This is a genomic window from Bradyrhizobium barranii subsp. barranii (assembly GCF_017565645.3).
Lineage (GTDB): Bacteria > Pseudomonadota > Alphaproteobacteria > Rhizobiales > Xanthobacteraceae > Bradyrhizobium > Bradyrhizobium barranii.
Genome location: NZ_CP086136.1, coordinates 714,174 through 733,605, shown reverse-complemented (window position 1 = coordinate 733,605; position 19,432 = coordinate 714,174). Strand labels below are relative to the sequence as shown.

The 19,432-nt window shown below is 64.0% G+C and carries 17 protein-coding genes; 10 read left to right on the top strand and 7 right to left on the bottom strand.

Translation table 11 applies throughout. The annotated features are described in order from the left end of the window. Nucleotides 1–12: 12 nt before the first annotated feature. Entirely contained in the window at nt 13–1,119 is a 1,107-nt protein-coding gene (locus J4G43_RS03595) for a CaiB/BaiF CoA transferase family protein (protein ID WP_208084018.1), read from the top strand. Between the two features lie 125 nt (nt 1,120–1,244). Here the strand turns inward: J4G43_RS03595 and hppD are convergent, their stop codons facing one another. Beyond that, complete coding sequence (gene hppD, locus J4G43_RS03590; protein ID WP_208084017.1) at nt 1,245–2,363, bottom strand: 4-hydroxyphenylpyruvate dioxygenase; 1,119 nt, start codon at nt 2,361–2,363, stop codon at nt 1,245–1,247. 119 nt (nt 2,364–2,482) lie between these two features. Between hppD and J4G43_RS03585 the strand changes: the two genes are divergently transcribed. Together J4G43_RS03585 and J4G43_RS03580 are read left to right on the top strand one after the other, a co-directional pair. Beyond that, complete coding sequence (locus tag J4G43_RS03585; RefSeq protein ID WP_038959069.1) at nt 2,483–2,962, top strand: Lrp/AsnC family transcriptional regulator; 480 nt, start codon at nt 2,483–2,485, stop codon at nt 2,960–2,962. Between the two features lie 73 nt (nt 2,963–3,035). Continuing rightward, a complete protein-coding gene (locus tag J4G43_RS03580; RefSeq protein WP_208084016.1) occupies nt 3,036–3,347 on the top strand; it encodes a DUF1272 domain-containing protein in 312 nt (103 codons plus the stop codon). A 114-nt stretch (nt 3,348–3,461) separates the two neighbouring features. Here the strand turns inward: J4G43_RS03580 and fahA are convergent, their stop codons facing one another. From fahA to J4G43_RS03555, 5 genes are all read right to left on the bottom strand, one after another. Continuing rightward, on the bottom strand, nt 3,462–4,736 hold the full coding sequence (fahA, locus tag J4G43_RS03575; protein WP_208084015.1) for a fumarylacetoacetase: 1,275 nt from the start codon (nt 4,734–4,736) through the stop codon (nt 3,462–3,464). Between the two features lie 229 nt (nt 4,737–4,965). Continuing rightward, on the bottom strand, nt 4,966–6,312 hold the full coding sequence (gene hmgA / locus J4G43_RS03570; RefSeq protein WP_208084014.1) for a homogentisate 1,2-dioxygenase: 1,347 nt from the start codon (nt 6,310–6,312) through the stop codon (nt 4,966–4,968). 2 nt (nt 6,313–6,314) lie between these two features. Next, nucleotides 6,315–7,271, bottom strand: a complete 957-nt coding sequence (locus J4G43_RS03565) for an MBL fold metallo-hydrolase (protein ID WP_014490504.1) — start codon at nt 7,269–7,271, stop codon at nt 6,315–6,317. Nucleotides 7,272–7,294: 23 nt separating this feature from the next. Next, nucleotides 7,295–7,519: a DUF2783 domain-containing protein gene (locus tag J4G43_RS03560; protein WP_208084013.1), complete on the bottom strand. Its 225-nt coding sequence runs from the start codon at nt 7,517–7,519 to the stop codon at nt 7,295–7,297. An 8-nt stretch (nt 7,520–7,527) separates the two neighbouring features. Beyond that, nucleotides 7,528–9,144: an FAD-dependent oxidoreductase gene (locus J4G43_RS03555; RefSeq protein ID WP_208084012.1), complete on the bottom strand. Its 1,617-nt coding sequence runs from the start codon at nt 9,142–9,144 to the stop codon at nt 7,528–7,530. A gap of 110 nt (nt 9,145–9,254) precedes the next feature. On the opposite strand from J4G43_RS03555, the gene J4G43_RS03550 reads away from it, so the two are divergent. The 3 genes from J4G43_RS03550 (at nt 9,255) to J4G43_RS03540 (ending at nt 11,495) form a co-directional block, all read left to right on the top strand. Beyond that, nucleotides 9,255–9,797: a MarR family winged helix-turn-helix transcriptional regulator gene (locus tag J4G43_RS03550; protein ID WP_208084011.1), complete on the top strand. Its 543-nt coding sequence runs from the start codon at nt 9,255–9,257 to the stop codon at nt 9,795–9,797. Nucleotides 9,798–9,842: 45 nt separating this feature from the next. Beyond that, complete coding sequence (locus J4G43_RS03545; protein ID WP_225004599.1) at nt 9,843–10,607, top strand: class I SAM-dependent methyltransferase; 765 nt, start codon at nt 9,843–9,845, stop codon at nt 10,605–10,607. 351 nt (nt 10,608–10,958) lie between these two features. After that, nucleotides 10,959–11,495, top strand: coding sequence for a hypothetical protein (locus tag J4G43_RS03540; RefSeq protein ID WP_208084010.1), 537 nt, complete (start codon nt 10,959–10,961; stop codon nt 11,493–11,495). A 155-nt stretch (nt 11,496–11,650) separates the two neighbouring features. Here the strand turns inward: J4G43_RS03540 and J4G43_RS03535 are convergent, their stop codons facing one another. Continuing rightward, the gene (locus J4G43_RS03535) at nt 11,651–12,457 is read right to left on the bottom strand and encodes an N-acyl homoserine lactonase family protein (protein WP_063980498.1); all 807 of its coding nucleotides are present in this window, start codon (nt 12,455–12,457) and stop codon (nt 11,651–11,653) included. Between the two features lie 367 nt (nt 12,458–12,824). Here J4G43_RS03535 and J4G43_RS03530 point away from each other — a divergent pair, with 367 nt between their 5' ends. The 4 genes from J4G43_RS03530 (at nt 12,825) to J4G43_RS03515 (ending at nt 19,406) form a co-directional block, all read left to right on the top strand. Beyond that, nucleotides 12,825–14,348, top strand: coding sequence for a caspase family protein (locus tag J4G43_RS03530; RefSeq protein ID WP_208084009.1), 1,524 nt, complete (start codon nt 12,825–12,827; stop codon nt 14,346–14,348). 145 nt (nt 14,349–14,493) lie between these two features. Then, nucleotides 14,494–15,165 carry an OmpA family protein gene (locus J4G43_RS03525; RefSeq protein WP_208084008.1) on the top strand — a complete coding sequence of 224 codons (672 nt, stop codon included), beginning with the start codon at nt 14,494–14,496 and terminating at the stop codon, nt 15,163–15,165. Between the two features lie 177 nt (nt 15,166–15,342). Beyond that, a complete protein-coding gene (locus tag J4G43_RS03520; protein WP_071908567.1) occupies nt 15,343–16,272 on the top strand; it encodes an efflux RND transporter periplasmic adaptor subunit in 930 nt (309 codons plus the stop codon). Then, on the top strand, nt 16,272–19,406 hold the full coding sequence (locus J4G43_RS03515; protein ID WP_208084007.1) for an efflux RND transporter permease subunit: 3,135 nt from the start codon (nt 16,272–16,274) through the stop codon (nt 19,404–19,406). Before J4G43_RS03520 ends, J4G43_RS03515 begins: the two co-directional genes overlap by 1 nt. Nucleotides 19,407–19,432: the final 26 nt, after the last annotated feature.

The window sequence follows — 19,432 nt, the reverse complement described above, 5'->3', positions numbered from 1 at the left end:
GGAAACAACAGCGTGCTCGATAAACCAGCGCCCACCTCCTCCGTCCGCACCTCCGGCCCGCTCTCGGGCTTCCGTGTCGTCGAATTCGCCGGCATCGGACCCGGCCCATTCGCCTGCATGATGCTCGCCGACATGGGCGCCGATGTCGTCACGCTCGATCGCGTCGGTGCGAAGAAGAGTATGAAGTCGGTCGCGGGCCGCGGCCGCAAGGTGATCGAGCTCGACCTCAAGGACAAGGCGGCGATCGCGGAGGTGCTCGACCTGCTTGCCAGCGCCGACGCGCTGGTCGAGGGCTTTCGTCCCGGCGTGATGGAGCGGCTTGGGCTCGGCCCCGACGTCGTGCTCGCGCGCAATCCAAAACTCGTCTACGGCCGCATGACCGGCTGGGGCCAGGAAGGCCCGCTGGCCAACGCCGCCGGCCATGACATCAATTACATCTCGATCACCGGCGCGCTGGCCGCGATCGGCACCAAGGAAGCCCCGGTGCCGCCGCTCAACCTGGTCGGCGATTTCGGCGGCGGTGCACTCTATCTCGTCGTCGGCGTGCTCGCCGCCCTCCTCGAAGCGCAAAGGTCCGGCAAGGGCCAAGTCGTGGACGCCGCGATGTGCGACGGCGCGGCATCGCTGATGTCGTTCTTCTTCGACATGAAGACGATCGGCCGCTGGAGCGAGGGGCGCAACCAGAACTTCCTCGACGGCGGCGCACATTTCTACGGCGTCTATGAATGTGCCTGCGGGCACTTCGTCTCGATCGGCTCGATCGAACCGCAGTTCTACGCGCTGCTGCGCGAGCACGCGGGCCTGACCGATGCCGACTTCGACGCGCAGATGAACCCCAAGGCCTGGCCCGCGCTGAAAGAAAAGCTGAAGGCCGTGTTCAAGAGCAAGACGCGCGAGGACTGGTGCAAGATGATGGAAGGCACCGACATCTGCTTCGCGCCGGTGCTCACCATGTCGGAAGCGACCGAGCATCCGCACATGGTCGCCCGCAACGTCTTCCTCGAGCGCCACGGCGTGAAGCAGCCCGCGCCCGCGCCGCGGTTCTCACGCACGCCGTCGGCGGTGCGGGAGCCGGAGGGCGCGGAGATTGGTGCGGTGATGGCTGCGTGGAAGAGGTAGATCTAGCCTCGGCAAAGATCGCGTAGGGTGGGCAAAGGCGCGAAGCGCCGCGCCCACCACCGCTCCGCAATTCTGATAGAAGTGGTAGGCACGCTTACGCTTTGCCCACCCCACGGCAGCCTGACCTACGCCGCGTTATCCACCTTCAACACGCCGCGCCGGATCTGGTCCTCCTCGATCGATTCGAACAGGGCCTTGAAATTGCCCTCGCCGAAACCATCGTCACCCTTGCGCTGGATGAACTCGAAGAAGATCGGGCCGATCGCGTTGGCGGAGAAGATCTGCAGCAGCACCTTGGTCTGACCGCCATCGACCACGCCCTCACCGTCGATCAGGATGCCGTTGGTCTGGAGCCGCGCGACATCCTCGCCGTGCTTCGGCAGGCGCGCGTCGATCTTCTCGAAATAGGTGTCGGGCGGCGACGGCATGAAGGGCAGGCCGGCTTCGCGCAGGCCTTCGATGGCGGCGTGGATATCGCGGCAGCCGCAGGCGATGTGCTGGATGCCTTCGCCGCGATAGATATTCAGATATTCCTCGATCTGGCCGGACTCGCCGGCGTCCTCGTTGATCGGAATCCGGATCTTGCCGTCCGGGCTCGTCAGCGCGCGCGAGAACAGGCCGGAGGCGCGACCCTCGATGTCGAAGAAGCGGATCTGGCGGAAGTTGAACAGCTTTTGGTAGAAGCCCGTCCACACATCCATGCGGCCGCGATGGACGTTGTGGGTGAGGTGATCGAGATAGAACAGGCCGGCACCGACCGGCTTGGGATCGCGTGCCCCCAACCACTCGAACTCGGCATCGTAAGCCGAGCCCTTGGCGCCGTAGCAATCGACGAAATAGAGCAGGCTGCCGCCGATGCCCTTGATCGCGGGCACATCAAGCGTCTTCTGCACCGACGACACATCGGCAGGTTCGGCGCCGAGCGCGATCGCACGGTCATAGGCCGCCTTCGCATCGACCACGCGAAACGCCATCGACGGCGCGCAGGGGCCGTGCGCGGCGACGAAGTCGAAGCCGTGGGTGCCGGGCTCCTCGTTGACGAGATAGTTGATGTCGCCCTGGCGGTAGACCGTGATCTTCTTGCTCTTGTGGCGGGCGACGGGCGCATAACCCATCAGCTTGAACAACGCGTGCAGCTCTTCCGGATTGGGATGCGCATATTCGACGAACTCGAACCCGTCGGTGCCCATAGGATTGTCGGCGGTGACGGTGGCCGGCGGTGCATCGTGCGGAAACGGACCCATTGTGCTCTCCAATTGCTGCTGCCATGAACTATCCTTCACCGGGCGTGCAATGAGCGTGCAAACGAGGCGCGTTTTGGCTATCATATGCACGATCCGTGCATGAAATGGATAAATGACGCATGATCTCCGTAGACGCCTTCGACCTCAAGATCCTGGGCGCGCTCCAGGACGACGGCCGCCTCACCAACCAGGAGCTCGCCGATCTCGCGGGTCTCTCGGCCTCGCAATGCTCGCGGCGGCGGATGCGGCTGGAGGAGGAGAAGGTGATCTCGGGCTATCACGCCGATCTCTCCAGCGAAGCGCTGGGCTTCGGTGTGATCGCCTTTATCCAGGTGGGGCTCGCGACCCACTCGCCGGACAATTCGAAACGCTTCCGCGCCTTGGTCAACCGCATCGACGAGATCCAGGAAGCTTATTCGCTGACGGGCGACGCCGATTACGTGCTCAAAGCCGTGCTGCGCGATCTCAAGGGTCTCTCCAATCTCGTCAACGACGTGCTGATGCCGCACCAGAGCGTGGCGCATGTGCGCTCCTCGATCGTGCTCGACAGGCTCAAGGAAAGCTCGCGGCTGCCGCTGAAGGATTTGAAGGCTGGCTGAAATCGAGGGAACTACGGCATTCGCGCTTCACGCGCCGTCTGCGATGATCAAGCCAATCTGCGGAGATTCTGCCATGGCCCTCCAGCTTCGACCGAACTGCGAATATTGCGACCGCGACCTGCCGCCTGATGCAACGGACGCGCGGATCTGCTCCTATGAATGCACGTTCTGTGCGGATTGCGTGGAGACGAAACTCTCCAACGTCTGCCCGAATTGCGGCGGCGGCTTTGCGCCGCGCCCGATCAGGCCGACGCAGGAATGGCGGCCGGGCGTGTGCGTCACCAAACACGTGCCGTCCGACAAGCGGGTGCATTTGAAGTACAGCCCGGAGGATGTCGCGGCGCATTGCGCGCGGGTGCGGGATGTGCCGCCGGAGAGGCGGTAGGTCTCGTAGGGTGGGCAAAGGCGCCTTAGCGCCGTGCCCACCATGTCGCCGCAACTATGATCGGCATGGTGGGCACGCTTCGCTTTGCCCACCCTACGACACCGGAACGCGCGGCTACTCCGCCGCCAAAATCGTCCCCTCGACCTCCCCGAACCCGACCCGGTAGCCATTGCCCTGGCACCAGCCACGCATGACGAGGCTGTCGCCGTCTTCCAAAAACGAGCGCTTGGCGCCGCCGGGCAATTCCACCGGCTCGGTGCCGTTCCAGCTGATCTCCAGCAGGCTGCCGCGCTGGTTCTTCTCCGGGCCGGAGATCGTGCCGGACCCAAGGAGATCGCCCACATTCATCGCGCAGCCAGAGGAAGCGTGGTGCATGAGCTGCTGCACCGAGGACCAGTACATGTATTTGAAATTGGTGCGGCTGATGCCGGCGGGCGCATTGGCGCCGGCCGCGCGCAGGGAGACGTCGAGCTGGAGATCATAGTTCTGCGGCTTCGCCTGCTTGAGATAATCCAGCGGCACCGGCTCCTGCTCCGGTCCCTTCAGCCGGAACGGCTCCAGCGCCTCGCGCGTCACCACCCACGGGCTGATCGAAGTCGCGAACGCCTTTGCCAGGAACGGGCCGAGCGGCACATATTCCCATTGCTGAATGTCGCGCGCGCTCCAGTCGTTGAGCAGCACGAAACCGAAGATCATCTCCTCGGCCTGTTGCTCCCCAAGCATGCCGCCCATGGCGGAGGGCTGGCCGACCACGACGCCCATCTCCAGCTCGAAATCGAGCCGCTTGCACGGCCCGAAGCTCGGCAGCTCGACATTCGGCGGCTTCAACTGCCCGCGCGGCCGTTTCACCTTCGTTCCGGAGACCACGACGGTCGAGGCGCGGCCATTATAGGCGATCGGCATATGCAGCCAGTTCGGCTGCAGCGCGTTGTCCTTGCCGCGGAACATCACGCCAACATTGGTGGCGTGCTCCTTCGACGAATAGAAATCGGTGTAGCCGGAAACCGCGAACGGCAGATGCAATTTTGCATCGCGCATCGGCACCAGGGCCTGCTTGCGCAGCTCCTCATTGTCACGCAGATCCGGATGATCATGACGCAGCAGCTCGCTGATCCGCGCGCGTGTCTTCGTCCAGACTTTTGGTCCGAGCGCCATGAACGGATTGAGCGAGGGGCCGGAGAACACGCCGAGCGGGCCGACGTCGAGCCGGCAATCCTGCTCGAGCGCCCAGAGATCGAACACGTAGTTGCCGATCGCGACACCGACGCGCGGCGTCGGATTGGCCGAGGTCGAGAACACACCATAGGGCAGGTTCTGGATCGGGAAGTCGGAGGCGGGATCGACGTCGATGAAGGAGCGGAGGCTGGGGTCGTTGGGGTGCTTTGTCACTTTTCGCTCGGTCCTTTTTTCCTTCTCCCCTTGTGGGAGAAGGTGGCGCGAAGCGCCGGATGAGGGGTTCTATCCGCGAGTCCAAATGAGAGATGTTCGCTCGCGGAGACAGACCCCTCACCCGTCTCGCCGCTACGCCATAGCCGATGCAAAGCATCGGCGTTCTTAAGAGACGGCGGCCAGAGGCCGCCTATGCCACCCTCTCCCACAAGGGGAGAGGCGAAGACCGTCACGGCTTGTTCGGATCGAACCGCTTCTCGAGTCCCGTCCAGCAGTCCGCGTAATTGTCCTGCAGCGTCGACGACTTCGCGGCATGCGCTGTCACGCGCTGCGGGTAGCGGGTCTCGAACATGAAGGCCATGGTGCCGGTCAGCTTGACCGGTTTCAGCTCGCCGTTGCTGGCGTGCTCGTAGGCATCGCGGTCGGGACCGTGCGGCAGCATGCAATTGTGGAGTGAGATGCCGCCCGGGACAAAACCCTGCGGCTTGGCATCGTAGACGCCGTAGATCAGGCCCATGAACTCGCTCATGATGTTCATGTGGTACCACGGCGGACGGAAGGTGTTGTCGGCCACCATCCAGCGCTCGGGGAAGATCACGAAGTCGATGTTCGCGGTGCCCGCGGTCTCCGACGGCGAGGTCAGCACCGTGAAGATCGAGGGATCGGGGTGATCGAACCCGATCGCGCCTACGGGAGAGAAGGAGCGCAGATCGTATTTATAGGGCGCGTAATTGCCGTGCCAGGCAACAACGTCGATTGGCGAATGCGGCAGCGTGGTCTTGAACAGCGAGCCGCCCCATTTCACGTAGAGCTCGGTCGGCGTGTCCTTGTCCTCGTAATGCGCGACCGGGGTGAAGAAATCGCGCGCGTTGGCGAGGCAATTGGCGCCGATCGGCCCGCGCTCCGGCAGCGTGAAGGCGCCGCCGTAGTTTTCGCAGAGATAGCCGCGCGCAGGACCGTTCGGAATCTCGACGCGGAATTTGACGCCGCGCGGGATCACCACGATCTCGCCGGGCTCGCCGTCGATACGGCCGAACTCGGTGACGACGCGCAGATTGCCCTGCTGGAGCACGAACATCAACTCGCCATCGGCATTGTAGAAGTGCTGATCCACCATCGACTTGGTGATGAGGTAGATATGCGCGGCCATGCCGGCCTGCGTGTTGACGTCACCGGCGGTCGTCATGGTCTGCACGCCCTGGAGGAAGGTCATGTCCTCCTTCGGGATCGGCGCCGGGTCCCAGCGCAGCTGCGCGATCGGCAAATCGTATTCATGGCAGGGCGCTGAGCGCCACAGGCCGGCATCGGCCTTCTCGAAGCGGCCGGAATGCTTCACCGAGGGACGGATGCGATAGAGCCAGGAGCGCTCATTGGTGCCGCGCGGCGCGGTGAAGGGTGAGCCGGAAAGCTGCTCGGCGTAGAGTCCATAAGCGCAGCGCTGCGGCGAGTTGCGCCCGATCGGCAGCGCGCCCGGCAGCGCCTCGGTCTCGAAGCTGTTGCCGAAGCCGGACATGTAGCCCGGCGTGACCTGCGCCGAGCTCCGAATGATCTGATCAGGCGAGGTGTTGACGTTCATGACTATCCTCCTCCTTGCAGGGCGGCCCACATTTCCTGGTCGCGCTTGTCGGTCCAGATCACGGGGTCGTCGATCCCCGACGCCTCGTCATAGGCGCGCGACACGTTGAACGGCAGGCAGTGCTCGTAGATGGCGAAGCTGTGGAACTTCGGATCCATGACTTCGCGCGTCGCCGCCATCGATTCCTTCAGCGTACGCCCCCTGGCGACCGAAATTTCGGCCGCGCCGTAGAGCGAGGTGACAAAGTCGCGCGTCATCGCGATGGCTTCGCGCACCGTGGCCGTGCCCTTCAGCGCATCGCCGCGGCCCGGCGCGATCGCCTTGGGATTGAAGTTGCGGATCTCGTTCAGCGTCAGCGGCCATTCGCGCAAATGCGCATCGCCGCAATAGCAGGCCGAGTGATATTCGATGAGGTCGCCGGAGAACATGACCTCGGCATCCGGCACCCAGGCGACGATGTCGCCGGAGGTGTGTCCGGCGCCAAGCTGCATCAGCCGCACCTCGCGCTTTCCCAGATAGATCGACATCTCGCCTTCGAAGGTCAGCGTCGGCCAGGTCAGGCCGGGAATGCTCGCGGCATCCTGGAACAGCCGCGGGAAGCGGCCATATTCGGAATCCCAATCCTGCTGGCCGCGCTCCTCGATCAGACGATAGGTCTCCTGCGATGCCACGATGCCCTGCGCCTTGTAGGCGGACGCACCCAGCACGCGCACGGCGTGATAGTGCGACAGCACGACATATTTGATCGGCTTGTCGGTGACGGTGCGGACGCGCTCGATCACCTTGTTGGCCATCGCGGGTGTCGACTGCGCGTCGAACACGAGGCAGCCGTCGTCGCCGACGATGATCGCGGTGTTCGGATCGCCCTCCGCGGTGAAGGCATAGAGATCGGTGCCGATCTCGGAGAAGGTGATCTTCTTTTCGGAGAGATCGCCGGTGGATGCGAAGTTCTTCGCCATCAATTCGTCCTCAGGTCTTTGGGTTATTGTTGTTGCTGTTGTTGCTGCTGGCCGTCGGTCATGCGCCGCTTCGCGAGCACGATCGCCTCCCGCAACACGTCGATGTCGCCGATATGGTTGGCGAGGATCAGGACCAGTGCCGCGTCGAAATCGGCGCTCTGCTCGTCGGTGAAGCCGCGGTGCGCCTCGACGATGGCACGAAAGGCATCGTCGGGCCGCGCGAAGTTGGAGCTGGTTGAAAGCAGCATGCGAATCCTCAATTCAAGCCTTGGGCCCGCGACAACGCGGCCGCGATCGCCGCACGCGTCGGATGTCGGAAGCGCGCCGCAACGTAGCCGTCGGGCCTGAGCAGATAGGCAGTACCTGACTCGGCGCCATAGCGCTTTGCGACAAGGCCCGAGGGGTCGGCAAGCCCGCCCTCGGTACCGATGCGGATATCCTTGACGCCATCGGGCGCATCGATCGCCGCGCCATTGCTGAACGACAGCAAGGTGAAGTCCGTTCCACCCCGGCGGAATGCGTCGGTCAGATAGGCCTGCTCGCCAACGGGCGCGTCGAGCATGGAGCAGCCGGGCAACGGTCCGCCGCGCCACGCCTCCGCATCGGGCGATGACAGCGGCGAGTCGTAGCTGCACGGCACCGAGAGCCGCCCGCCATTGACCATGCGCTTGCCGAATTCGGTCTCCTTAGCCAGCGACAGCACCGCCTTGCGCAGCCGCGCTTCCTGATGCGAGTTCGGCGCCATGAAATCGGTCGAGCGGGTGGATTCGCGGATGTTCTCGTCGGCCGCGAGACTCCGCTCGACATGGTAGCTTTCGAGCAGGCTCGCGGGCGAGGTCCCGCGCAGCACGCGATCGAGCTTCCAGGACAGATTCTCCGCGTCTTCTAGCCCGGAATTGGCACCGCGCGCACCGAAGGGCGAGACCTGATGCGCGGAATCGCCCGCAAAAATCACCCGGCCGTGGAGGAAGCGATCCATCCTCCGGCACTGGAATTTGTAGAGCGATATCCACTCGAACTCGAACTTGTCGTGACCGAGCATGCGCGCGATCCGCGGCCGCACGTTCTCCGGCTTCTTCTCGACGACGGGATCGGCATAGCGATTGAGCTGGAGATCGATGCGCCAGACGTCGTCGGGCTGACGGTGCAGCAGCGCGGAGCGGCCGGCATGAAACGGCGGATCGAACCAGAACCAGCGCTCGGTCGGGAACTCCGCGGTCATCTTGACGTCGGCGATCAGGAACTGGTCCTCGAACACCTGTCCCGCGAACTCGGCGCCGACCATCTGCCGCAGCGACGAGCGCGCGCCGTCGCAGGCGACGACATATTGCGCGTGCAGGCGATAGGCGCCCTCCGGCGTCTCGATCGTCAGCGCGACGGAATCGTTGCGCTGTTCAAGCGCCGTCACCTTGTTGCGCCAGCGCAGATCGATCTCGCGCAGATCGCTGATGCGATCGACCAGATAGGCCTCGGCGTAATATTGCTGGAGGTTGATGAAGGCCGGCCGCTTGTGACCGTCTTCCGGCAGCAGGTTGAACTGGTAAAGCTGCGACTCGCCATGGAAGATGCGGCCGACGCTCCACACCACGCCCTTCTCGACCATGCGGTCGCCGACGCCGAGCCGGTCCCAATATTCGAGCGACCGCTTGGAGAAGCAGATCGCGCGCGAGCCTTCGCCGATCCGGTCGGCATCATCCAGAAGCACGACGCGCTGGCCGCGCTGGGCAAGGTCGATCGCGAGCGACAGCCCCACCGGCCCCGCGCCGACGACCACCACGGGATGCTCGGCCGCACTCTGGCCGGGACGATCCTGGTCGGGGTGGCGGCGATAGCCGAACTGGGTTTTGGCCTGCTGCGTATTGGCCTGCGCCATGCGCTAACCTCGGCTCTGGTCAAGAGAGGACTGATCTGCTAGATAGTCTCACGTGCAACTATTTTGGACCGGAGCCGGCCGGCCGTCAACTGGAATTCGGAGCGCAAGCCTTGGCGAGGACATCCAGCGATGCGGCGCTGAAGAGACAAGAGATGGACGAGGCTTCATTGCGGCCGAAGGCGCGGCTCGATTTGTTCAAGTTCGTGCCGTTCCGCCTCAACCGGCTGGCGGCCGAGGTGAGTTCCGCGCTTGCGGTCGAATATCAGGAGCGGCACGGCCTCGACATTCCGGCCTGGCGCGTGATCGCCACGCTCGGCTTCCGCAACGATGCCTGTAGCGCGCAGTACATCGCGCAATGCACGCGCACGCACAAATCCACCATCAGCCGCGCCGTGACCACGCTGCTGCACCAGGGGCTGATCGAGCGGGTCGAGAACGAAGCCGACCGCCGCGAATTCCGCCTGCAACTGACGAAGAAGGGTCGCGCGCTGTACGAAGAGCTGTTCCCGCAATTGCTGCGACGGGAAGACGAGATCCTCGCCTGCCTCTCCGCGCAGGAGCGGAAGCAGCTCTCGGCCCTGCTCGGCAAGATCGAACAGAGCCTCGACCTGGTCCAGACCAGCGAAGAGGCCGACGCGAAAGAGGCGTATTAGGGCGCGTACTCATAGAGGTGCAGACGTCGGCTTTTGGGAGGCCGATTGAGAAAGCTTGGCAGGTCCGTGACGGCACTGGCTTATATAACGGCGCTACTTGCGGCGTTTGCCGCAACTCGCGCATACGCCGCTGACATAGGTTATCTGGCTTCCCCCGGAGTCGCTGCAGACGAGTTTCCCTCACCACAGCGCCCTGTTGCACGGATCGTCAGCCCGCGCCGCGCCGCCGAAGAGCGCCGAGACGCCCTCAATGAGGCCGGTCAAATCGCACGTGCTCTTGAACTGAAACCAGGTATGACAGTGGGCGACATTGGAGCAGGCAGCGGCTACCACACGGTCAGGCTCTCGCACCTCGTCGGCCCCGCCGGCTCTGTCGTTGCCCAGGACGTCACGCGGGATTACCTCATCGAGCTCGCCACGCGAACAGAACGTCTGAAGTTGACTAACGTGCAATTCGCCCTCGGCGAACCACACGACCCGCGTCTGCCCGCTTCCTCGCTGGATGCTGCAATCCTCGTGCACATGTATCACGAGATAGCCCAACCCTATGCCTTCCTCTACAATCTCGCGGCCGCTCTAAAGCAGGATGCGCGGGTCGGAATTGTCGATCTTGAGCTTCCGACGTCGAAGCATGGCACGCCAATTGAGCTCTTGCGCTGCGAATTGACCGCCGTCGGCTATCGCGAGGTTGCCACATATAAGCTCGCAGGGGACGGAGGATACCTGGCGGTATTCTCTCCGCCGGAGGTAGCGGCTCGAAAATCTCCCCGCGATATCGTTGCTTGCCGGGATCCTGCCGGCACTCGCTGACGCCACGCCCGCCGCCCGTCTCAGAGGCTGAACATGTCCGAAGAAGAGGTCAGACCGGAAGTCGCCGGCTGAAGCTCGAACCGGCGCTTTTGCCCCAAAGCGGACTTCGCCCCGATCATTCAAACTTGAGCATTTCACGCCGATAAAGGTTGATGGACTAGGCGTATGCAACCTGGCGCGTGACTTTTTGGCATTTCGGTGTAGGCAATGAGCTTGCAGATCAACCTTCGGGACGCTGGAACCCTAATCCTTGGGGAACAGTACACCTCAACTATGATTGTCTGCGCGGTTGGCGTTGCAGTTCTATGGATATTAATCGTCGCCCGAGTGCGGCGAACGAGAGCTCGTCTATTGCTGATCGCTCTTATGCTGATCACTGCGCCGATCTTGACGCTCTTTATTCCCGTATCTTGGTATATCGTCAGATCGATGCTTGTTCCTGCCGAAACTGCGGAGACCGTGCTTCCTAACTCGGAAGCCACTATCGGACTTGAGTTTTATTTGCACTGGAGCAACGACTCGGGGCGCTACCTCGTCGTAAGAAATGCTGCCGGTGTGATCCGACAAGGCATGTCCGCCTTTGACTGGACGCACTGGCCAAGAACGAGCATCTATCTCATTGGTGACGGACGGGTCGCGGTATTGGGGCCAACCTATGATGACTACATGGTTGACCCAAAAGGGCGCACCATCGATACCCTTCGGTACGGAACACCTTCCGATACTTGGACCTATTTCGGAGCGTTCGATTTCAAGAACGGAAAGTTAGCGTTCATTCCCGCATTAGAGCAGCGCGAATGCACGGCGACACGGGGCGTAACAGATTCATCGGCCCCTCGGCCCCAAGGGCGTAGTGATCGATGTGATCAGGAGGCACTCAAAAATTAAAGATACCTATGATAGCAGGGCCCTTTTTCCGCAAATGGCCCGAATCGAACCTCCGGCGATGCTCCTTTGCGCGCTGCTTTCAGGAGCGCAGCGGACATCAGGCCCGCCTGATCTGAGCCGCGCTTAGGACTCGCAAGTACACGCCCCGGATTCCGTCATTTCGCAAACGACCGCGACGGCGGCAAATGCAGCGCCCAGGCATCGACCTTGTCGCTGGCACGCGGATAGATCTCCGTGACGATCGGATCGTGGCCGGGAATGAACCTGTCAGGATGACCGGCGAGGCGTTCGATCGTCTCCCAGCCCTGCGCCATGTCACCGATATTGTAGACGATGGGGAACGGGCTCTTGCGCTGCAGATTGGCGTAGTAATGCGCGGCATCGGACGCCAGCACCACCGGCCCGCGCGCGGTCTCGACCTTGACCACCTGCAAGCCGTCGGAATGGCCGCCGACACGGTGCACGGTGACGCCGGGCGCGATCTCGCCGTCGCCGGAATAGAAATTGACGCGCTCGCCATAGACATGGCGCACCATCTGCGTGACGTGCTCGACCGAGAACGGATGTCGCAGCAGTCCGTTGCACATGCAGCGTCCCGTCGCGTAAGCCATCTCGCGCTCCTGGAGATGGAAGCGCGCGTTCGAGAAGCGATCGAGATTGCCGGCGTGGTCGTAATGCAGATGCGTCACGATAATGTCGCGAACGCTCGACGCCGCGACGCCAAAGCGCTCCAGCGCATCGACCGGATTGAGCGTCAGCTTGCGCGCCCGCGCGCTCGCCTCCTCGGCGTTGAAACCGGTGTCCACCAGGATCTCGCGGCCCTGCCCTCGGATCAGCCAGACGAAATAGTCGAGATCCTGCGCCGCGCTGTCATGCGGGTCGGGCTGAAGGAAGTTCATGTTGGGGGTGCGTGGCGACATCGTCGCATAACGCAGGGCGTAGATTTCGTAGGCGTTTCCCATGGTTTTCTTTTCTGAGTTGGACCTTCGGGGACGATCGAGCGCACCAAGCCATTGTCCGCAGCAAAGGTCAAACACCGGAGGGCTGCGACAGCGTCCAGCCTGCTATGTGAGACCCCTCACATCTTCTTTGTCGCGGCCGCTCCAGCATCCTGCCGCAGAGTCGAACCAGATGGCGCCGAGCACAACCGTGACAGTCCGTTTATTCCCCTCCCGGCGCGCCCATGCATCGCGGTCAATTGTCGCGATAATGCCGAATCTCCAAGCGGTTGACGCCCCCCTTCCGCGGTTTGATAATGCACATTGCGTAAGTTAAGGTCGCCGCGGCGCAAGCTGGTAACGGCGCCTTTTTGGCTGGACCGCGCTGATTATGAAAATTCGCTTCCTTTTTCTTCTGCCCTTGCTCGTTTCGCTCGTCCCGGTTGCGCCATCCCTGGCCGCCGGCGACCGTTATGCGTTGGTCATCGGCAACGCCAAATATCCGGACGCGGACGCCCCGCTGAAGGAACCGCTCAACGACGCGCGCGACGTCGCCGACGAGCTCAAGCGCGACGGCTTTTCCGTTGAAATCGGCGAGAACCTGACCGGCGACGGCATGCGCCGCGCGTTCGACAAGCTCTATGGCAAGATCAAGCCGGGCTCGGTGGCGCTGATCTTCTTCAGCGGTTTCGGCATCCAGTCGGCGCGCCAGAGCTACATGCTGCCGATCGACGCGCAGATCTGGACCGAATCCGACGTGCGCCGCGACGGTTTCAGCCTGGAGACCGTGCTCGGCGAGCTCAATACCCGCGGCGCGGGCGTCAAGATCGCGCTGGTCGACGCCTCCAGGCGCAATCCCTTCGAGCGCCGGTTCCGTAGCTTCTCGGCCGGCCTGACGCCGGTCATCGCGCCGAACGGCACGCTGGTGATGTACTCGGCGGCACTGGCCTCGGTGGTCTCGGACGCTGGCGGCGAGCACAGCCTGTTCGTCCAGGAGCTCCTGAAGGAGATCCGCGTCCCCGACCTGATGGCCGAGGAGACGCTGAACCGCACCAAGATGGGCGTCACCCGCGCCTCGCGCGGCGAACAGGTGCCGTGGATCTCCTCGTCGCTCGCCGAGGATTTTTCCTTCATTCCAGGCGCCGGCGGATCGCGTCCGTCGATGACGGCACCGCCGCCATCGCCGCCGCCGGTCGTCGCCAACAACCCGCCGCCGGCTCCGCCCGCACCGCCTCCGCCGCCGAAGCCGGCGGACACGGCAGCGGCAGCGGCACCTGCGCCAGCACCTGCTCCTGCTCCGGCGCCCTCACCGAAACCGCAGGTCGAGGCCGCCTTGCCGCCGGCGCCACCGCCGGTGAAACCAGCCGAGACCACCCCCGCACCGAGCATGGATAGCGGGCCGAGCGCGGCCGCGCTGGCGGAGGATCCGACCATCAAGGGCCTGACAGCCAAGATCGCCGCCAATCCTGATGACGTGAATGCGCTGTACCGGCGCGGTCAGGTCTATGCCAGCAAGGGCGCCTACAATTTGGCCATCAAGGATTTCGACGAGACGCTTCGGATCAACGCGAAGGACGTCGAGGCGCTGAACAACCGCTGCTGGACCCGCACCGTGGTCGGCGACCTCCAGGGCGCGCTGAAGGATTGCAACGAGGCGCTGCGGCTGCGGCCGAATTTCGTCGATGCGCTGGACAGCCGGGGGCTCGTCAATCTGAAATCGGGAGCGGTCAAGAACGCCATCGCCGATTTCGACGCAGCCCTGAAGATCAACCCGCGCTTGACCTCCTCGCTCTTTGGCCGCGGGATTGCCAAGCAGCGCAACGGCTCGGCGCAGGAAGGCGCGCTCGACATCGCCAATGCCAAGGCGATGGACCCGAACATTGTTCAGGAGTTCGCAAGCTACGGAGTACGCTAGTATTTTTTTGAGTTGAGGCGACAGACGCCTCGAACCCTCAGCGGCTCAGGGAAGACTAACCGACGGATGCCGCAGGCGGCCTTTCCCGGGGGGCCATTGCAGGAATTTTGGAACCGCGCGGTCAGCTGCGCAGGAGGGACTGGCAATGAGATTGGCTGCAAAGGGATTTACCGCGATCCTGTCCATCATCACGGTCGGCGCCGCTCTGTCGCTGACGACCCCGCTCGCATTCGCGGGCGACGACGGCAACAGCAAGAACGTCACCGAGGACGAGATCGTCCGCGCGCTAGCGCCGCCGCCGAAGAAGCCGTTGACCCGCGGCCTCTCGATCGCCCCGCAGGCCGATCCCGCACCCAGTGCGGCGGAAACCAAGCTGATCCAGTCCGTGCGCGGCCGCTCGACGCGCTCGCTTTCGTCGACCGAGCGCGAAGAGATCGCGTCGGTGGCCAAGGACAAGCCGAATATCGATCTTGAAATCACGTTCGACTACAACTCGGCCAATATCAGCGCCAAGTCGCTCGCCTCGGTACAGGCACTCGGTCGCGCGCTGACCAGCCCCGACCTGAAGGGCTCGACCTTCGTGGTTGCCGGCCACACCGACGCCGCCGGCGGCGAGGGCTATAATCAGGACCTGTCGGAGCGCCGCGCGGATTCGATCAAGCGCTACCTCGTCGACAAGTATGGCATCGCCGCGACCGATCTCGTCACCGTCGGCTACGGCAAGAGCAAGCTGAAGGACCCGGCCCAGCCGATGGCGGAGGTCAATCGTCGGGTCCAGGTCGTCAACATGGAAAACAAGACCACCGCATCGAAGTGAGAGCACGACGTAATCCTTTGAAGTGCCAAATCCTTTGAAGTGCCAAGTCGTGATGTGGTGTAAAGTCTTGCTTCAAAAGCGCGTCCCGCAGCCTTGCGGGACGCCGCTTTATTTCAGGGAAACGCTCTCAGCAGGCCTCGTGCGGATGGCCGTGAGCCAGGCCAGGACAATCCGGCGATGAACGCCTCCGAATATCTCAAGCCTGCCGGAACCGTGGTGTTCGTCGTTGCGCTCGGCGTCGGCTATTATCTGTTCGAGCATCGGCATCGCCCCGAGGCGAAGGAAACGCCGAGCGAGGCGCTCGTCATCGTGACGAAGTCGACCAACGCCTGCTTCTCCGACCTCGTGCGGGTGACCGGCTTCTTCGTGCCACGCCGCGAGGCCGTGGTCGTCGCCGACCAGGAAGGCTCCAGGGTCACCGACCTCTTCGTCACCGAAGGCGCCATGGTCACCGACAATCAGGAGCTGGCGCGCCTGACGGCGCCGCCGCAAATCCCCGGCCAGCCGCAAAGACCCGGCCCGCAAGGCCCGATCTCGCTGAAGGCGCCTGCGCCAGGCCTCGTCACCGAAGTGCGCACCATCGTCGGCGCGCCCGCCTCGCCGCAGGCCGGCCCGATGTTCCGCATCGCCGTCAACAACGAGATCGAGCTCGACGCCCAGGTCCCGGCGGTGCACATGCCCAAGCTCAATCCCGGCGCGACCGTGCGCATCAGCCGCGATGACGCGCCCGATTTGATCGGCCGGGTCCGGCTGGTCGCGCCCGAAATCGACCGCACCACGCAGCTCGGCCGCGTCCGCATCAGCGTCACCAACAATCCATCGCTCAAGGTCGGCGTGTTTGCCCGCGCCTCGATCGACGCCAAGCGAAGCTGCGGCGTCTCGATCCCCAAGACCGCGATCGACCATCTCACCATTCAGGTCGTCAAAAACAATATTGTCGAGACGCGCAAGGTACGGGTCGGGCTGTCGTCCGACAGCGCGACGGAAATCCTGGAAGGCCTCGAGGTCGGCGAAATCGTCGTGGCCGACGCCGGCTCTTCGCTCCATGACGGCGACCAGATCAAGACCATGTTCGCCGATGAACTCGATCGCACGCGGGTACGCTGATGGCTCTCAATATCTCGGCTTGGTCGATCCGCAATCCGCTACCGTCGGTCGTCTTCTCGATCATCCTCCTGGTCCTCGGCTGGGTGTCCTTCACCAAGCTCGCGGTGACGCGGCTGCCTTCGGCCGACATTCCCGTGATCTCGGTCGTGGTGTCGCAGTTCGGCGCAGCACCCGCTGAGCTCGAATCCCAGGTCACCAAGACGGTTGAAGATGCCGTCTCCGGCGTCGAGGGGGTCAGGCACATCACCTCCTCGATCACCGACGGCGTGTCCGTGACCACCATCCAGTTCGCGCTGGAGACCAACACCGACCGCGCGCTCAACGACGTCAAGGACGCGGTGACGCGGGTACGATCGAACCTGCCGCAGAACGTCACCGAGCCGCTGATCCAGCGCGTCGACGTCATCGGCCTGCCGATCGTCACCTATGCCGCGATCTCGCCCGGCAAGACGCCCGAACAGCTCTCCTATTTCGTCGACGACGTGGTCAAGCGCGCGCTGCAGGGCGTGCGCGGCGTCGCCCAGGTCGAGCGCATCGGCGGTGTCGAGCGCGAGATCCTGGTCTCGCTCGATCCGGACCGGATGCAGGCAATGGGGCTGACCGCGGTCAATGTCAGCCAAAGCCTGCGCGGCACCAATGTCGACGTCGCCGGCGGCCGCGCCGAGATCGGCAAGAACGACCAGGCGATCCGCACGCTCGCGGGCGCCAAGACGCTGGGCGATCTCGCCGGCACCATGATCCCGCTGTTCGGCGGCGGCGAGGTCCGGCTCGACGATCTCGGCACCGTCACCGACACCATCGCGGACCGCCGCACCTTCGCCCGCTTCAACGGCGAGCCGGTGGTCGCGCTCGGCATCAAGCGATCCAAGGGCGCCAGCGATGTGAAGGTGGCCGAGGCCGTGCAGAAGCGCATCGACGCGCTGAAGGCCGCCTATCCCGACGTCGACCTGAAGGTGATCGACACCTCGGTCGAATATACCAACGGCAATTACCACGCGGCGATCTCGACCCTGTTCGAAGGCGCCATCCTTGCCGTCATCATCGTGCTCCTGTTCCTGCGGGACCTGCGCGCCACCATCATTGCCGCGATCTCGCTCCCGCTGTCGATCTTCCCGGCGTTCTGGGCGATGGACCTCCTCGGCTTCTCGCTGAACCTCGTCAGCTTCCTCGCCATCACGCTGTCGACAGGTATTCTCGTCGACGACGCCATCGTCGAGATCGAGAACATCGTCCGGCACATGAACATGGGCAAGTCGCCCTACCGCGCCGCGCTCGAGGCCGCCGACGAAATCGGCCTCGCGGTGATCGCGATCTCGCTGACGATCATTGCGATCTTCGCGCCAGCGAGCTTCATGTCGGGCATCGCCGGACAGTTCTTCAAGCAGTTCGGCATCACCGTCTCGGTGCAAGTGTTCTTCTCGCTGCTCGCGGCGCGCTTCGTCACGCCGGTGCTGGCCGCCTACTTCCTCAAGCACCATGCGCACGAAGAGCCGCCGCCCGGCCGCGTGCTGCGGGCCTATCACAGGATCGTGGCCTGGTCGGTGAAGCACCATTTCATCACCGTGCTGATCGGCTTCGGGGTGTTCGCCGCCTCAATCTGGAGCATCACGCTGCTGCCGCAGGGCTTCCTGCCGGCGCAGGACAGCGCGCGCTCGCTGCTGGCGCTCGAGCTGCCGCCGGGCACCCAGCTTGCCTACACCGAGAAGGTCACCGAGGACATCGTCGCACGCCTGCGCAAGCGGCCGGAGGTGAAGAGCATCTTCGTCGATGGCGGGCGCGTCCCGCCGGGCACCCAGGAAGTCCGGCGCGCCTCCTTGATCATCAACTACACGCCCAAGGACAGCCGCGACATCACTCAGCGCGAGCTCGAATTCTCGATCAGCCAGGAGCTGGAGAACGTTCCCGACATCCGCTTCTGGTTCCTCGACGAGAACGGCCTGCGCGCCATCTCGCTGGTCGTGACCGGCGTCGACGCCAACATCGTCAACAACGTCGCCAGCGAGCTCGCGACGCAGATGAAGCGGATTCCGACGATCTCCAACGTGATCTCGGAAACCACGCTCGAGCGGCCCGAGCTGCGCATCGAGCCGCGCGCAGATCTCGCCGCGCGCCTCGGCGTCTCCACGGAAAGCCTGTCGCAGACCATCCGCGTCGCCACCATCGGCGATGTCGGGCCCGCGCTCGCCAAGTTCGACGTCGGCGACCGCCTGGTGCCGATCCGCGTCCAGCTCGAGGACGCCGCGCGCGGTAATCTGAGGACGCTCGAACAGCTGCGCGTGCCGCTCGGCGAGCGCGGCGAGAAGGGCGGCGTGCCGCTCTCGGTCATCGCCGACGTCAAGCTCGACCAGGGTCCGACCAGCATCAACCGCTACGATCGTGAGCGGCAGGCAACCGTCGCCGCCGACCTCGTCGGCTCCGCCGCCCTCGGCGACGCGACCAAGAAGATCTACGACCTGCCGGTGATGAAGAGCCGGCCGAAGGGCGTGAAGGTCTCGCCCTCCGGCGACGCCGAAAGCCTGAACGAACTGTCCGACGGCTTCGCCACTGCGATCACCGCGGGCCTGATGATGGTCTACGCCGTGCTGGTGCTGCTATTCGGCACCTTCCTGCAGCCGATCACCATCCTGTTCTCGCTGCCGCTCTCGATCGGCGGCGCCATCGCCGCACTGCTCATCACCGGCAAGCAGCTCACCACGCCGGTCTGGATCGGCATCTTGATGCTGATGGGTATCGTCACCAAGAACGCGATCATGCTGGTGGAATTCGCCATCGAGGCGATCCGCGCCGGCAAGCCGCGCGAGGAAGCGATGATCGACGCCGGCATGAAGCGCGCGCGCCCGATCGTGATGACCACGATCGCGATGGCCGCGGGCATGACGCCGAGCGCGCTCGCGGTCGGCGCCGGCGGCGAGTTCCGCTCGCCGATGGCGCTCGCGGTGATCGGCGGCCTGATCTTCTCGACCATCCTGTCGCTGGTGTTCGTGCCCGCGATGTTCATGGTGATGGACGATCTCGGCGCCCTGATCTGGCGATTCGCCAAGCGGCTGATCGTGCACAGCGAGGATGCCGAGACCGCCGATCATCACGGCGCGGCGCCGGATAAAAAGGGCATGGTGCACCCCGCGGCGGAGTAGATTCCAAGCAAGCGGCCTGACGGGGT